Below are 15,727 nucleotides of genomic sequence, written 5' to 3'. Positions count from 1 at the left end.
ATTTCCTGACCCCTGCCGGCATCTCTCCGGCGCAGCAGCGTACCGTCGAATTGACGGATGTTTCGCTGATGCTTGTCGCTTCGGGGCGCGGGGGGGGGGGGGGTGGCGCCCGGGGGGGGGGGCCCCCCCCCCCCCCCTTCACGCTTCGAGGCATAGCCCGCCTCGGAGTGTGAAGTTGCTCTGTATCAGCCGCAGCTGACGACCGAGCCCACGCTGCCGAAGCTGCCCGTGCAAGTGCAGCAGCTGGCCGAGCTGGCCGAGCTGAGGCAGTCCGAAACGAGTTGGACCTGTTCGGGAAGTTCTTCCGCGAACAGGTCCAGTTCGTTGTCCGCATGAAGGTCGAACACATGCGTGTCGAGTGCAGATGTTTTGATGTCCATCTCTGCATACTCCAGTTTGGTGTTATGTCCCGGTTCTGTCGTCCGGACTCATTTCCGCCGATCAGCAATCCGTGACCCTAACAGCAGTAGCAAGCGCCTCCGTGAGCTGGCAACGATGTCGTTGAAAATATATTTTTGCCTTTCAGGCTCTTGCATTTTACCTAGGTTTTCCACGTAAAAACCTCGTTTTAAACGGATAGTCGCCCGTTCGCCGAATTGATTCGTTTTCGGTCCAAGAACTTTCTTCGCGACATCCGTTACCTGAGCTTTACCCGAGGTTCACATAACGCCCGGAGAACATCCCATTTCCGAATCATGCCGGTCAGAACTTGCCATGGCGGAGTGGGTTGAAATCGAGGACGACGCAAATCTCGATCCGGTCACGCCTGTCTTGTCGGCCGAAGATCAGATTATGCCAATGGTGGAGAAGCGCAGAATCCGATGGCGTCTGAAGCGTGCCGCGCCGCATCGGAAACGCCGGTTACTTGCGTCCCGCATTGGCCGGGGGCGCTGCCCGTCGTTGGCAGGTCTCTCGAACCAGTGGGGCGCCTGCCGGCGACTCCCAAGGTATTTGGACAAAGAAGAAGGGAGGGGAAGGGAGTCCGGGCAGCTGCGATCTGCTTTAAAGCCCTGGCGCAGTTTCCTTACGAGCGGAACGCGTATTTTCCTGAAGAAAACTTCCTGCTCCTCCCCGGTCGGTGAGTCGGGTGGCGCTTTTGATGACCGGACCAAGCCATTGCGCCCGGGTCAGAAACATCCTGTCCAGTTTGTGGTAGCATCTCGTGTGATCACCATCCCGAGCCATTTCGGCGATTTCTTCCGAGAAATCCCTTAATCTGTCGCGGCGGGCCGGTTCGCTGAATTCCACAAGCTGAACAAAATAGGTGCGCAGGAAGAAAGTATCCAAAGCCTGTGTCGCGTTCGGCGCGCCGGCATGTGCATCCAGATGGGCATGAAATTTCCTGAACTGCCGGACGGCGGATATTGCCGTCGGCCCGGCAAAGACGGTTGTGATCTGATCCGCTATGATCGACAGCCTGTGCTTGATCGCGGCGCATCTTACGAGAAACGCGGCATGCATATGAATAAGTGCGTATAGTTCAGTGACTTCGGTGGCATCTATTTTCTTGACGAAGAAACCGCGCTGTTGGCGGGTTTCGATAATCTTGTCCTGTGCGAGCCGAGAGAGCGCTTCGCGAACCGGGGTAGGGCTCATGCGCAAATCATCGGCCAGTTCGGATATATTCAACCGGGTACCGGGCGAGTAGTAGGAATGTATGATCCTGTCCCGCAGGTACAGGTAAGCAGTGCTGTAAGAGCAATGAATCTCTTTGGCACGCATGTCGCAATTCTCCCGAATCGTGCTTGCTTCGAGCGTATGGCTGGAAACCATTTCTGAACAGACGGTAGTGAAACGGCCTTGCGGAAAATCGCCTAGCTCTGCTGCCCGCCAATGGCACCGGCAAGGGTTTGACGTTGTAATTCAAGGAGGATTCGGGCCTCGTCAGAGTAACGAAGAAACGCGGGTGAAGCCAAACCCTTTCAGCCGAAATCACCCTTTAGCGGCGTCGCGGACAGGTGATGAAAGACATGTGCCATGAGACGCGTCGGCGCTACTCTGCCCGACCGGAGGCAGGGCAGGCTTGCGGCCCCAGACGGATACCGATGGCGGACGCGGTCTCTTGTGCGGCGGCCAGAACGCGCTGTATGCGCTTTGGCTCCTGAAACTCTCCGATGCCCGAGGTGACCGAGATCGCGCCGACGAAAGCACCGCTGCGATCCAGCACCGGAACGCCAAGCCCGCCCATGCCGACATAATAATCGTTCAGGACCATCTCGTGGCCCTCGGCGCGGATCCGGGCGACGGCGCGCAGCAGGTCGGCAGGATCCGTCTGGGTGAAGCGGGTAAAGCGGTGCTGTGTCCGTGCAAGCCACGCGGCGCGTGCCGCGTCGTCGATATGGGCCAGAACGACGCGAGGCCCCGCGGCCATGTTCAGCGGAACAACCGTGCCGGGGGTGGACCAGGGCACGTCCAGAAAGACATCACTTGCGCGCACCCGTTCGATGCAGATGGCACCGTCCGGATCGGCGATCCAGAAAAAGCTGGTCATTCCGCTTTGTTCGGTGAGCCATTGCAGATACGGTGCCGCCGTTTCGCGCAAAGCCCGCGGACCCAGCACCGCCGGCTGCAACTTCAGCACGCCGATATCCAGACCAAAGCTGCCATCCGCCTCGTCACGCCGCACCAGACCGGCGGAGCAAAGCGCCAGCAGCAGGCGGCGCGTCGTATTCTTGTCCAGCCCGGTGATTACCGCGACCTCGGTCAGAGACAGCATCGGACGGGTCATCGAGAAACTTCGCAGAATTGCTGCAATGCGATCCACCGCGCGCATGCCGATCGATTCAGGCGGGGTCGGAGAATCAGGTTGGTTGTTTGGCATTTTTCTGTGAATGTATCAGTAGCTGATACGAAGCATTCACTTATTGACTTGCAAAGATCAATTCATTCTTTTCAACTCGATGCAAGAAAAACGAAAAGATCAAGGGAGTCCGGCTTTGAACACCGACCTGCGCGATGCGATTCTCTGTGCCGTCGATGAGGGTTTCGACGAACAGATCGCCTATACACAGAAGCTTGTGTCCTTCGCCTCGCAGCGTGGCGAAGAATTCACGATCCAGGATTTCATCTATGACGATTATGCCGCGCGCGGCTTCAAGATGGACCGTTTCGAGATGAACGAGGCGGAACTGACCAGCCATGAAGGCGGCGCTCCTTTTGCGGCAGGTCATTCGCGCGCGCCGATCGTGGTCGGTATCCATCATCCGAAGGAAGAAAAGCGCCGCTCGCTGATCCTGCAGCATCATCTGGATGTCGTACCGGTCGGCCCCGAGGATATGTGGGAATACGCACCCTATGGTGGCGAGATCGTCGGCGACCGGATGTATGGCCGCGGCGCAGGGGATATGAAGGCAGGGGCGGGAGCCAATGTCTATGCACTTGAGGCGTTGAAGCGCATCGGGCTGCAACCGGCATCGACGGTTTATCTGCAATCGGTGGTGGAAGAGGAATCCACTGGCAACGGGGCGCTGCAGACTTTCCTGCGCGGCTATACCGCCGATGCGGCGCTGATCCCCGAACCCGAAGAGAACAAGCTGGCCCGCGCTTGTAGCGGCGTGTTGTGGTTCGAGGTGGAAGTGCGCGGTATCCCGGTCCATGTTCGCCAGATGGGAGAGGGCGCCAATGCCATCGACGCCGCCTATCGCGTGATCGGCGCTTTGCGCGAGATCGAGGCGAAATGGAACGCCGAGAAGGGGCAGCATCGCGGTTTCGAGGACGAGCCCAAACCGATCAACATGAATATCGGTATTATCGAGGGCGGCGACTGGGGATCGTCCGTTCCGGCATGGTGCCGTTTCCAGGTGCGGATCTCGATCTATCCGGGACAGAAGGCGCAGGACAAGCTGCGCGAGATCACCGATCATATCTCGAATTTCGCGCGTGGGGATCGTTTCCTTGGACAGAATCCGCCAAGGGTGACGCAGAACGGCTTCAATGCCGAAGGCTATTATCTCGAACCCGGCTCGGAAGCCGAGAACACCTTGGCTCGCGCCCATGAGACGGCTTTCGGAGCCAAGCTGGAAAGCTTCACGACACCAGCCTATCTCGATGCGCGGGTCTATGCGCTTTACAACCGGATACCCACGCTTTGTTATGGCCCCGTCTCGCGCAATATCCACGGATTTGACGAATATGTCAGCCTTGAATCACTGCGCAGCGTCACCAAGACGATGGCGCTGTTCATCGCAGACTGGTGCGGGACCGAGGCGATCTGATCTTTACCCGCCCGGGCAGCGGGAATCTCTGCCCGGGCCGGCTGTCCGTCTGGCATCGAGATGAACGGCAAGGGTTATCCGCTGAAACTGATTTTCGAGGATAACGCCTCACGGTCCATGACGGCTGGACGTGCTGCACCGGTTGCCGGCAGATCTTTCGAAACCGTGACGCGACCTGCCGGCGATGGCCTTAACCGAGGTGGTGAACCTCCTGAACCTTGTAGACGGGGGTTTCGATTCCCTCCATTCGTGCCTTGAGCTGCAGCGCCAGATAAAGCGAATAATGCCGCGACTGGTGCAGGTTGCCGCCGTGGAACCACAGCGCTTCCTGTTGGGTGGGCTTCCACATATTGCGCTGTTCGCCTTCCCACGGGCCGGGATCCTTGGTGGTGTCGGATCCCAGTCCCCAGACCTTGCCGACCTTGTCCGCGACATCCTGCCCGATCAGATCGGCGGCCCAGCCATTCATCGAGCCATAGCCGGTGGCATAGACGATCAGGTCGGCGGGAAGCACCTCGCCCGTGTCCAGCTTGACGCCTTCGGGGACGATCTCGGTCACCTGTCCCTGCGCAAGCTTGATCTCGCCGTCGATGATCAACTGACTGGCGCCCACATCGATGTAATAGCCGGAACCGCGGCGCAGATATTTCATGAACAGCCCGGAACCGTCATCGCCCCAGTCCAGCTTGAATCCGGCCTTTTCCAGCCCCTCGTAGAAACCCTTGTCGCGTTCGCGCATCTGCTCGTAAAGCGGGATCTGCCATTCATGCATGATCCTGTAAGGCAGCGAGGCGAAGATCAGGTCTGCCTTTTCGGTGGTGATGCCGTTCCGCACCGCCTGTTCGGAATACAGCCCGCCCAGCCCGATATCCATCAGCGTGTCCGAGCGGACGATATGGGTGCTTGACCGCTGGATCATGGTGACGTCGACATCATGTTCCCAAAGCGCGGCGGCGATGTCGTGGGCCGAGTTGTTCGAACCGATGATCACCACCTTCTTGCCCTTGTACGCATCGGGGCCGGGATGCTGCGATGAATGCTGCTGTTCGCCCTTGAAACTGTCGGCGCCGGGGAATTTCGGGATATTCGGTTTACCCGACATGCCAGTGGCCAGAACCAGCTGTTTCGGCTTCAACACCACCTCTTCGCCGTCGCGGTCGACGATGACGGTCCATTCCTTCGCCTTTTCGTCATAGCTGGCACGCTGGCAGGTGCTGCGCGTCCAGTAATTCAGTTCCATGACCTTGGTATACATTTCCAGCCAGTCGCCCACCTTGTCCTTGGGCGTAAAGACCGGCCAGTTGTCGGGAAACTTGATATAGGGAAGGTGATCGTACCAGACCGGATCATGCAGGCACAGCGACTTGTAACGTTTGCGCCACTGGTCACCGGGGCGTTCGTGCCGATCCAGAACAATGGCCGGCACGCCAAGCTGGCGCAGGCGCGCGCCAAGGGCGATGCCGCCCTGACCGCCGCCGATGATGACTGTATATGGCTGGCGGGTATAGCCCAGTTCGGCGGCCTCGGCCTCGCGTTCCTCTTGCCAGCTTTGCCGGTTCTTGCCCGCGCCGTGTTTCGCACCCAGAGGGCGGGCAAATCCCCTGGCTTCCTCGTGACCCTTGAGTTCCTGCATCGTGGTCAGCAACGTCCAGATCCTGCCGTCGCGCAACCGGATCAGGCCATAACCGCGTGCCACGGCGGTCTCGAACGTGATCCAGGCGGTGATGACGCCATCCTCTTCGGTCGGTATGTCGTTTTCGGCCAGTTTCCAGCCGGTCGGCTTCACCGTCCCAAGTTGCGCGCGCAGCATGTCGGCGATCTGATCCTGCCCCTCCATGGTGCGCAGGTTCCAGGTAAACGCCACCAGGTCGCGCCAATAGCAATCGGTGACGAACATCTGTGCGGCACGGTCGATATCGCCGGTTTCCAGTGCCGCGCCGAATTCGTCCAGCAGCGATTGCACCTGGTCTGACAATGCGGAATCGAGCATGTTTTCCTCCCTTGGATTGAAATTCCTCCAGGGGAAACCTGCAATCTTCAGAGAAAGCCGAACAGGGAAATTCGCGACACGGGCACCGTCCGGGCACATTTCCCGCGACCGCCGTTGCAGACGCAACGCCGCGCAACAGTACTGCAACCCTAATGCGGCGGGGTCAGCCCCAGCCTTTGCACACGGCGCAGCACGGTCGAACGGTTCACGCCAAGCCGCCGCGCCGCCAGCGCCATGTTCCAGCCGCAGGCGTCCAGTATCGCTTCCAGATCCTCGGCGGGGCCGCGCCCGGTTCCCGTCAGAACCGGGTCGGGCAGGTCCGAGATATCAATAGCCATGCCCTCGGCAAGGTTGACGGCCACATCCAGCACGCTGGCCAGTTCGCGCAGATTGCCGGGCCAGTTGCGCGCCTTCAGCTCTGCCCGCGCCGCCGGTGTCAGGCGCAGCCCGTCGGGATTGCGTTGCCGCAGCAGCTTGTCCAGAAGCCAGTCGAAATCCTGTCGCAGCCGCAGAGGCGGCAGTGCCAGCGTCGCGCCCGCGATGCGGAAGAACAGATCGCTGCGAAACTCGCCCGAGCGGGTCATCGCCGCCAGATCGCCGCGGGTCGAGGCGATGACCCGCAATTTGGCATCGGTCAGCAGTCGCAGCACGGCGGCCTGTCCTGCGGCCGACAGATCGTCGACGCCCTGCAGAAACAGCGTGCCTGCCTGATCGGCGCGTGGGCGCAACGCATCGATTGCCGCCGGATCCGCGCCGGCGCAATCCAACAGGAAGAAGGGCCGGGCATCGGGTTCGCACATATGGATGGCGCGGGCGAGGCGTTGCTTGCCGGTTCCGGTCTCGCCACTCAGCAATAGCGGGATCCGGGTTCGCGCCAGTTTCGCTACCCGTATCAGCAGGGTCTGCATCGCCGGATCCGGGCCGGCAAGGCTGGGCAACCCACCGGGCAGCGCGACCCCCGTTCCTCGCGGCACTCGCGGCGATTGCGGAGCGATGGCATGACCGAACAGGGCACGGCCGTCATGCAGGCGGATCACACGTTCCTCGCTTGGCCGGCCGCGCATCAGTTCGGGCAGGTCATCGGCTGACAGTTCCATGATCCTGTCCAGCCGCTGCCCGATCAGGCCGCCGTTCCGCACGCCAAGCAGCAGTTGCGCCGCATGGGTCATGCCGATGATGCGACCGGCCCCGTCCAGCGCGATGGCGGCCTCGGGATCGACCTCCAGAAATTCCGGGCTGGCCGAGAAACGCAGCACCCAGTCCCTCCGCGTCATGGCCATCAGGTTGGCCATCTCGACCCGCCGCGCCGAGGCACAGACCAGGTTCATCGCCAAATTCTGGCTTGCCTTGGGCTGAGGTGAGCGCAGCAGCGACAGGTCCAGTACTGCTGACAGATTGCCGGATGTGTCAAAGATCGGTGCGGCGGTGCAGGAAAGCGGTGTGTGATGCAGGTCGAAATGATCGCTCTGGTGAATGGTGACCGCCTCGCCGGTGACGATACAGGAACCCACGCCACAGGTTCCTGCCCGATCCTCGGACCAGTCCGAGCCCATATAAAGGCCCGCCGTCCGCAGATCGTCCTCGAACCGCCGGTCGCCGAAGAAATCCACCGTCACGCCCTTGGCATCGGCCAGCAGCAGCACATAATTCTGCCCCGCTACCTGCCGGAACAATGCATCGAGCCCGGATCGCGCGATGGCGATCAGCCGCTCGGATTGTTCGCGATGGGCGCGCAGTTCGGATTCGGTGACGATATGGGCGGGCGAGGGCTGCGACGGATCCAGCCCATAGGTCTCGACACAGCGGCGCCAGCTTTCCGAGACCACGCCGTCGCGCCCGGTTGTCTGCCCGCGCAGCACCCGGCCAATCTCGTGCAGATGATCGGTATCCCGCATCCATGCCTCCCGCATCCCTGTGGTCAGTATGGCATCACCGGCGGATTTGTTGCAAATATTCTGATCTGCATTTCCGTGATGGAAGCCTGCAGGGCTGTGCATTTCCGCGCCTGTCGGATCGGAACCCGCGGGCATGAGACCCGGCAGAGGCCACCTGCTTATGCCACAGCTTTCGCAACTCAAGGGATAAGAACCGATCAGTTCATGTGGTCTCGTGACCATCGGCTTCGGTTGCCGGGTGGCTGCCTAATCCACGAAGGCCAGCATCCGGCCGCAGATCAATACCGCAAGCCAGATAAGCAGCGACAGCAGCCCGACACGCCATAATCCGGCATTCGGGCGCGCGAAGCTGTTGGTGGAATGAAACCAGACCGCGTGGCCGGTGCCGCAGGCGATCAGCGTCAGTTTCAGCAGGAACAGCCGCATCTGCAGGTAATCCGCTGGTCCGGCCAGAAACAGCAGCAGCCCGGACATCATGGCCAGTGCCAAACCCGTGGCGGCTACCGGCACCAGAACACGCGCCAGAACGGGCACGGGAACGGTCGGCCACAGCCCGGCCAGCCGCAGATCAAGGCTGGCGATGGCACCAATCAGCAGCGCGATGCCCAGCACATGCCCGCCGCTCACGGCGGCATAGGTCCAGCGACCGCTACGCATCATCTGCGCCGGATCGCTGGCCGCGAGCATCTCGATCAGTGCCTCCACGCCCTAGCTGCGCTCGGGATAGAGTTCGTGCAGATTGCCGTCGAACCAGATGCGCTCGGCCTTGAGCAGCCGCTCTTCCTCATTCGCCGAGGGCTCGCCTTCGATGACGATTTCCCGGCCCTGCGCGAAATCGGCATCGGTCAGACCCGCGCGTTCATTGCGCCAGGGCTGGCCGATTTCTACCTGCCAGATTTCACCTTCGACATCGATTTGCAATACGCCATGCGGATTGCCAAGCTGGGCCGACCGGATGGTGCCGGTAAGCCGGACATTTTCGCCACTGGTCCAGCGCCAGCCATGATGGGCAAGCGCGGGGCCGGAAAGTCCTGTGATGAGGATCGAGAGGGTCAGTCTGCGTCGCGTCAGCATGGGCTTCTCCTTTCCCTGCGTCAAGAATAGGCTATGCTGCGGTGATGCGGCAAGTCACGGCTTGCGGCGCGATGCCCTTTCCCGGCATCTGGAACAAAACCTGTAAAGGGATGATAGCACGATTGCCGGAAGCGGGGATAATTTGGTAATAGCGGTACCGGCAGCCGAATTTCGGATATGACGCAGATGGCCTGACCGCCACGCCGTGATCGGCAAACAGTCAATATCGACAACCATTGGAAACCGGAAAAAATGATCTCAGCCGGATACTGCCGACTTATGGCTCGTTACAACACCTGGCAGAATAGCTCTTTGGTAGCCGCCGCTGATGGACTCACGCATGAGGATCGCTGGAAGGATCGAGGGGCGTTCTTTCAGTCGATCGCGGCTACATTGAACCATATTTATTGGGCTGATGCCCTGATGCTGCAGCGATTGAAGGGGAACACGCGCCCCGAGGAAACCATTACGCACTCTCTGACAAGCCCGTCGGATTGGCGTGAATTCAAGAAGCTTCGTTCGAGGAGGAACGAGGAAATCGAAATCTGGGCGGCACAATTGCCGGATACGGATCTTGACGGGATGGTTGTCTGGTATCCTGGGGATGGTTCAACGCGGATCGAAAAGCCAATGGATGTTTGTGTTATTCAACTTTTCAACCACCAGACCCACCACCGGGGACAGGTTCATGCGATGCTGACGGCAGCAGGCGCCGAGCCGGGGCCGACTGACCTTCCGATGCTGCCACAATAACAGATACCCCAACAAGATAATCCGAAGCTGCGCGTCATGCGGATGGCGCGCGCAGGGACGCCCAAGGTAAGCTGGCCACGTTTATCCCCGGAATGGGAGTTGCGGCGACCGGCTTCTTCAGAGCTTTCCGGCCACCACATATTTCAGGGCGCGGGCAACCTCTGAAGGCGTGCGCGCCACGGCATTCGCCGCCGCATCGATTTCCTTCAATGCGTGATCATGCTCGGGAAGTTGCAACACGATAAGCGGCTTGCCAAGAGCCGCCGCATAGCCGGCATCGAAGGCCGCATTCCACTGCTTGTATTTTTCGCCGAAACACACCACGACCACATCGCTGCGCGCGATTGCGGTACGGGTTCGCACGGCATTCAGCGATGCACCTTTGCGGTCGTGCCAGAACTTGCTGTCTTCGGCACCAAAAATCTCGACCCCGCAATCATCCGACGCGGCGTGATCGGTTACCGGACTATACCATTCGATTGCCAGACCTTCACAGGCCGCGATGATATTTTCCCGCCAGTCGGTATGAATTTCGCCGGCCATATATACATTCAATTGCATCGGAAAGTTCACCTCATCTTTGCCTGTCGCGTGAAGATCCGGAAACGGATTCGGACCGTTCTGCACCTGTATATCCAGATGCGCATGCGCAGGGACGAAGAGATATTCGTTCATCCTGGCCCGAAGCGCAACTGTCCGGGTGCCGGAAGGCGGCATGTTCAGAACCCATGCCGCCAGTTCGCCCTTGACTATTCGGCGATATTTTTACCTGACACGGATCGCGAAGGCTTTCCGCACGGTTTCTTCGGTTTTCCAGATACCGTTGAAACCCGCTTCGATCACGAAACTGTCGCCTGCAACGAAGCTGCGCGGCTCTTCGCCATCATTGATCAGCGTCACTTTGCCTTCAAACATGTGGATGAATTCATCTACGTCATATTTCACGCGGTAACTGCCCGGAGTGGCCTCCCAGTAACCGGTCAGATATTTGCCGTCTTCGGTCTGATGCTCGATCCATGTCTTCATGGTCGGCGAACCTTCTACCGGATGCCACCAGTCGAGATCGTCGGTGATCGGCTCGACGGTGGGTGCCTTGTGGTGGCCGAATTTCTTGATTGCCATTGCAGGTCTCCTGAGTTGCGAAAGCCCTTTATGCCTATTTCGCCGCGAATATCGGGCTCCGTGGCGTGGCCGGTAAAACTCGGATCATTGGTAGCATGGCGATTGGTTTCTTTCAAAGAAATTTTTATTCTAAATAGGAAATTTCATTCACGGCAAATATCAATGCTGACAGGGTGGACTGCTATAGAGCAGAGGTCCATGATGTCGAAGCGGATATTCGCCCTGCGTCAATCGCCGTGCATTGCAGATCGCGGCTGCGGTTTTACTTCCGGGGTTTCCACCGGATGCTATCGCGACACGCTTGCCCTAAACCTCGGTATGATCTTCATCGATATGGGTCGCCATATCGATCAGCATATCACTCACATGATTGTCGGCGATCTCGTAAAAAACCTGCTTCGACCGGCGCTCCCCCCTTACCAGCCGGGCGCCCCTGAGCAGGCGCAGATGGTGGCTGACCAGCGTCTGTGACAGCTCGAGGCTTTCGGCGATATGACCGACCGACTTCGGCTCTGGCAGGCAGAAGAACAGAATTCTCAGGCGGGTGGCGTCACCAAGCAACCGGAAGGTTTCCGCCAGAATGGTCATATCGTGCTGTGACATCGAAGGGGCGGGATTCATTGGGCATATTCCTGTGGGCCGTGGTCATGGTCATGTGGACAATGGGCGTGCGCCCGGGGCACGGTCCGGGACAGGCTGCATGATGAGACCTCGTCATTCCATTGCAGGGCGATGGTGGCATGTTCTATCCGGAATTGCGATTGCAATTCGCGCTCGACCGCGCGCACGACCTGTTGGATGTCCGCACCGGCCGCTGGCCGCACGTGCAAGGTTGCCAGCATCCGGCCGGATGTGATCGACCAGACATGGACATGGCTGACATCTGCCACGCCCGGCACCTCGCCCTTCAGATGGTATGCGATTTTTTCGGGCGTCGCATCGCCGGGGGCGCCTTCAAGCAGAATATGAAGCGACTTGACCAGAAGCTTCCAGGCGCTGCGCAGGATCAGCAGGGATACGACAACCGACAGAATGGGATCGATCGGCGTCCAGCCCGTATAGTAGATAACGATCGCAGCCATGACTGCGCCAACCGAACCGAGCAGATCGCCAAGAACATGGAGCGCGGCGCCCTTGATATTGACATGTTCGCTATCCCCGCGCGTGAGAATCCGGAACACGAGGACATTGATGAGAAGACCGGCAACGGCGACGCCCAACATCGGTCCTGCAAGGACAGCATGCGGTTCCTGGAAACGCCGCCAGGCTTCATAGACGATCCAGGCGACGATCGCGAAAAGGGTGATGGCATTGATGAAGCCTGCAATCACCTCGAAGCGCAGATAGCCGAAGGTCCGCCTTGCGTCGGGCGCGCGCCGACCGAACCGAAACGCCGCATAGGCGAGCGCAAGGGCCGCCGCGTCGGTCAGCATATGTCCCGCATCCGCAAGCAGGGCCAGCGAGCCGGATATGAGACCTCCGATCACCTCTACGATCATGAAGGTGAATATCAGGAAGAATGACAGCAGCACCTTGCGCTCGTTGTCGCTGCTTACGCTGGGCGCATGGGAGTGATCGTGATGATCGTGGGAATGTGAATGGGACATGGCTCGCTCACTCAGAATAATGACGATACATGAATATCTGTTCATATATTATATGTCAATATCGGATAAGTTCGGATACGCGATCAGGCCGCGGCCGGGCCTCTCTTTCCTGAACGGACTTATCTCATAGCTTCCATTTAGGAAGCCCGAGCGCGGAGCTTGTGGCATTCGCGGGTGCCCGACGCACCGTCGGCGGTGACGCTGGCGATCTTCTGACCCGGTGGAATCCGGTCGGGTAACTTTGGTACGCGCGCGTTGTCGTTGCCCTGTCGCCTGTCTGAAAACGCATCGCGGGCCGCCCGGGTCTTCACGGCATATCGCCGATGCCAATCATGATTAAGTCATATGCAGGTGGCTGTGGATTTAAGCAGATCAGCACAGAAATCATGTTCGGAAAAACCATGAAGGCAGGTTGTGTTGACATCCAGAGGCTGTGTTCCGGAGCATTAAAGATGTGCTCACAGGTGCAGCCCGGTTCGATTACCAAAACTGCGCTGCGGGCCAGGCCTTTTTACGCGGTCAGCTGAAGAGAGCGGAAGGGTTTCAAGGGGCCGTGGATATCGGGTTCGAACGGCATAAGCGCAGGAATGCTTCAAAACACACAGGGGTTTCTATGACTTATAAGGTGACCAAGGCCATTTTCCCCTTAGCTGGTCTGGGAACGCGGTTTCTGCCCGCGACCAAGAGTATCCCGAAAGAGATCATGACGCTGGTCGACAGGCCGCTGCTTCAATACGCCATCGATGAGGCCCGGGCGGCTGGCATCGAGGAATTCATCTTCGTCACATCCAAGGGAAAAAATGTGCTCGAGGATTATTTTGACCATGCACATGGGCTGGAGAGTTACCTCGAAAGCAAGGGCAAGGCCGCGCTGCTGGACGATCTGCGCATGACGAATATGGAATCGGGCGCCATTGCCTATATTCGTCAGCACAAGGCATTGGGGCTGGGCCATGCAGTCTGGTGTGCCCGCCGGCTGCTTGCAGATGATGAACCCTTTGCGGTGCTTCTTACCGATGATGTCATCATGGCCGACCCGCCTTGCCTGCAACAGATGGTCGATGCCTATGGTGAAACCGGCGGCAGCATGGTCGCCATCATGGAGGTCCCCAAGGAAAAAACATCGGCATATGGTGTGCTGGACGTGGCCGAGGATATGGGCGCCATTGTCCGGGCAACCGGCATGGTCGAGAAACCCATGCAGGGAACCGCTCCGTCGAATCTTGCAATGATCGGGCGCTATATTCTCGCGCCGAGCGTGATGGAAAACCTGAACGGCCTGAAACAGGGGGTCGACGGGGAAATTCAGCTGACCGATGCGATTGCCGATGAAATCAGGAATGATCGCGAGGTCTATGGTCTTCGCTTCCGCGGACAACGTTTCGACTGCGGTTCGAAAGCGGGCTTCCTGCAGGCGACGGTGGCGTTCGGGCTGGAGCGTGACGATCTGAGGGATGAACTTTTCGAATTCCTTGGCGACGTTTCCGCGATGCGCTGCGCAGCGGAGTGAATGGGGCTGTGTCCAGGAAAATCGCGCTGCGCGATCAATCTTCTGACCCGGTTATCGCATATCGGGATGATCGCCGTGATGTCCCCGGCACGCCGGTGGGCCGACTGATCTTATAAACCAGTTCCGACATCAAGAAATGAGAAATCTGACTTAGAAACATTATGGCCATTAATCTTCGACGCCCTCCTGTAGATGTCCTTCATTTGCCTACCATTCATGATGGGCTTTCCTATATAGGCCAACATCCCGACTGGATCATCCGTCCTGCTGAAGCGGCGAAAATCCGTATGTTTGCTGAAAGCGATAATCCGGCAATGCGCGCCAAGCAGAAAAGGAAAATAAATCTGGAATCGCGCGGCCTTCCGGATGGCGCAATGGAAATACGCACGTCGACTGTTGTGCTTGAAGATGCCCGCTTCGCCAATGGTCTTGCACAGATATCGGATCGCTTCTGGCTGAATGGCGCGTCGGGCCGCCGCGTGCGTACCAAATTCGAGGCCAAGAATCCCGAGCCGTGGCGGCTTAAACGATATCATCGGGCTCTTGAACGATGCCATGCCAACGGCCCCGCGCGGATTTCAACTTGTGACGACGGGATTACCGGGAAGCTAGATATAGCCATCGAACTGAAGAACGGTTTCAACTATTACCATTTTTCTACCGAGACACTTGGTTCGCTGGCGCATTATGTCTCGGATGGCACAACCGTCCCGATCACGCTCCATCTGCCGCAGAAAAGTGAGATAAAGGATTTTGTGAAACGGTTTATCGACTCGGTGTTTCCCGGTCTTGCGGACCGTGTTCGCTTTGAACACAGGCCAAAACATTACGACAGAGTTCGTTCGGTTTATAGCCATCGGCATCTACTTTATTGTGCCGATGACATGTCAGTAGAAAAAGTGCTGAGCGATCCCGACCTTGACCCGCGCTGGTCGGATATTATTCGCAATCCCGGCCGGTACAAGAAAATGGAAATGCTCTCTTATGACATGAGTTTGCGATTGCTGCGCGAGGCAGGGCTGGCGCAAATCCAGACTGCCAAGACTGCTCCTATGCCGAAGCTTATCTGGATGGGAAGAGATGAAGGTGGAGAGGCGCGTGCGCGCGGAATTGAGGGTCATGAACCTTTGCTTGAGGAGCTTGGCGCCCTTGGTTTTGAACAAATTGCGTTCGAATTGCTTTCCCCGCTTGAACAGATTTCGGCGATGAACGGCGCCGATGTCGTTATCGCTCCGCATGGGGCGGGATTGACGAACATGATCTATGCAAAGCCGGGCGCGACGGTTGTCGAAATCGGCACCCGGCAGACGCAATTGCACCGCTGGGGTGATTTTCTGAAATGTGCGCATGTATCACGTTGCCGCTATGACACCGTATTCGCGGATATTCCGGGGGTCGATGATCTTGCCAAGGTGCCTAAGATGTCGGCGGGGCATCGCGGAGTCAAATTTGGCCGGAATGCGATTGATCGTGTAATAGCTATCGCAAAAGAAGCCGTGACCCGTGCGGATCATGCGCCCTCGCGGGGCAGGCAGAGACAGGTCAAGGCGATCTGACTGCGA

Annotated in this window: 15 protein-coding genes and 1 pseudogene; 4 read left to right on the top strand and 12 right to left on the bottom strand. The window is 58.7% G+C overall.

The genetic code is table 11. The features are described 5' to 3' along the window. Positions 1 to 185: 185 nt before the first annotated feature. The 3 genes from Q0601_RS22775 to Q0601_RS22765 form a co-directional block, all read right to left on the bottom strand. Positions 186 to 380: a thiocillin family RiPP gene (locus Q0601_RS22775; RefSeq protein WP_305292267.1), complete on the bottom strand. Its 195-nt coding sequence runs from the start codon at positions 378 to 380 to the stop codon at positions 186 to 188. Between the two features lie 622 nt (positions 381 to 1,002). After that, positions 1,003 to 1,722, bottom strand: coding sequence for a GntR family transcriptional regulator (locus tag Q0601_RS22770; protein ID WP_305292266.1), 720 nt, complete (start codon positions 1,720 to 1,722; stop codon positions 1,003 to 1,005). Positions 1,723 to 1,993: 271 nt separating this feature from the next. After that, positions 1,994 to 2,773: an IclR family transcriptional regulator gene (locus tag Q0601_RS22765; protein WP_305292265.1), complete on the bottom strand. Its 780-nt coding sequence runs from the start codon at positions 2,771 to 2,773 to the stop codon at positions 1,994 to 1,996. 163 nt (positions 2,774 to 2,936) lie between these two features. Between Q0601_RS22765 and Q0601_RS22760 the strand changes: the two genes are divergently transcribed. Beyond that, a complete protein-coding gene (locus tag Q0601_RS22760; protein WP_370656175.1) occupies positions 2,937 to 4,214 on the top strand; it encodes an ArgE/DapE family deacylase in 1,278 nt (425 codons plus the stop codon). 190 nt (positions 4,215 to 4,404) lie between these two features. On the opposite strand, the gene Q0601_RS22755 is transcribed toward Q0601_RS22760, so the two are convergent. From Q0601_RS22755 to Q0601_RS22740, 4 genes are all read right to left on the bottom strand, one after another. Next, positions 4,405 to 6,204, bottom strand: a complete 1,800-nt coding sequence (locus Q0601_RS22755) for an NAD(P)/FAD-dependent oxidoreductase (protein WP_305292263.1) — start codon at positions 6,202 to 6,204, stop codon at positions 4,405 to 4,407. Between the two features lie 149 nt (positions 6,205 to 6,353). Next, a complete protein-coding gene (locus Q0601_RS22750; RefSeq protein ID WP_305292262.1) occupies positions 6,354 to 8,099 on the bottom strand; it encodes a sigma-54-dependent Fis family transcriptional regulator in 1,746 nt (581 codons plus the stop codon). 246 nt (positions 8,100 to 8,345) lie between these two features. Beyond that, on the bottom strand, positions 8,346 to 8,804 hold the full coding sequence (locus tag Q0601_RS22745; protein ID WP_305292261.1) for a hypothetical protein: 459 nt from the start codon (positions 8,802 to 8,804) through the stop codon (positions 8,346 to 8,348). 3 nt (positions 8,805 to 8,807) lie between these two features. Further along, on the bottom strand, positions 8,808 to 9,173 hold the full coding sequence (locus Q0601_RS22740) for a DUF6152 family protein (RefSeq protein WP_305292260.1): 366 nt from the start codon (positions 9,171 to 9,173) through the stop codon (positions 8,808 to 8,810). A 279-nt stretch (positions 9,174 to 9,452) separates the two neighbouring features. Between Q0601_RS22740 and Q0601_RS22735 the strand changes: the two genes are divergently transcribed. Then, positions 9,453 to 9,926, top strand: a complete 474-nt coding sequence (locus Q0601_RS22735; RefSeq protein ID WP_305292259.1) for a DinB family protein — start codon at positions 9,453 to 9,455, stop codon at positions 9,924 to 9,926. A gap of 117 nt (positions 9,927 to 10,043) precedes the next feature. On the opposite strand, the gene Q0601_RS22730 is transcribed toward Q0601_RS22735, so the two are convergent. The 5 genes and pseudogenes from Q0601_RS22730 to Q0601_RS24805 all read right to left on the bottom strand — a co-directional run. Further along, entirely contained in the window at positions 10,044 to 10,487 is a 444-nt protein-coding gene (locus Q0601_RS22730; RefSeq protein ID WP_305292268.1) for a YtoQ family protein, read from the bottom strand. 204 nt (positions 10,488 to 10,691) lie between these two features. Beyond that, positions 10,692 to 11,048: a cupin domain-containing protein gene (locus Q0601_RS22725; protein ID WP_305292258.1), complete on the bottom strand. Its 357-nt coding sequence runs from the start codon at positions 11,046 to 11,048 to the stop codon at positions 10,692 to 10,694. Between the two features lie 306 nt (positions 11,049 to 11,354). After that, positions 11,355 to 11,669 carry an ArsR/SmtB family transcription factor gene (locus Q0601_RS22720; RefSeq protein WP_305292257.1) on the bottom strand — a complete coding sequence of 105 codons (315 nt, stop codon included), beginning with the start codon at positions 11,667 to 11,669 and terminating at the stop codon, positions 11,355 to 11,357. Further along, positions 11,666 to 12,655: a cation diffusion facilitator family transporter gene (locus Q0601_RS22715; RefSeq protein WP_305292256.1), complete on the bottom strand. Its 990-nt coding sequence runs from the start codon at positions 12,653 to 12,655 to the stop codon at positions 11,666 to 11,668. The genes Q0601_RS22720 and Q0601_RS22715 overlap by 4 nt, the downstream gene beginning before the upstream one ends. Before the next feature lie 140 nt (positions 12,656 to 12,795). After that, positions 12,796 to 12,900: pseudogene (locus Q0601_RS24805) on the bottom strand (IS5/IS1182 family transposase); the annotation flags it as partial. A gap of 368 nt (positions 12,901 to 13,268) precedes the next feature. Between Q0601_RS24805 and Q0601_RS22710 the strand changes: the two are divergent. After that, positions 13,269 to 14,165: a UTP--glucose-1-phosphate uridylyltransferase gene (locus Q0601_RS22710; RefSeq protein WP_305292255.1), complete on the top strand. Its 897-nt coding sequence runs from the start codon at positions 13,269 to 13,271 to the stop codon at positions 14,163 to 14,165. 161 nt (positions 14,166 to 14,326) lie between these two features. Beyond that, the gene (locus tag Q0601_RS22705) at positions 14,327 to 15,721 is read left to right on the top strand and encodes a glycosyltransferase 61 family protein (protein WP_305292254.1); all 1,395 of its coding nucleotides are present in this window, start codon (positions 14,327 to 14,329) and stop codon (positions 15,719 to 15,721) included. Positions 15,722 to 15,727: the final 6 nt, after the last annotated feature.

The sequence above is a fragment of the Paracoccus wurundjeri genome, from assembly GCF_030678915.1.
Classification (GTDB): Bacteria; Pseudomonadota; Alphaproteobacteria; order Rhodobacterales; family Rhodobacteraceae; genus Paracoccus; species Paracoccus onubensis_A.
Note: the sequence above shows the minus strand (reverse complement) of the source record. Positions and strands in the feature narration are given on the sequence as shown.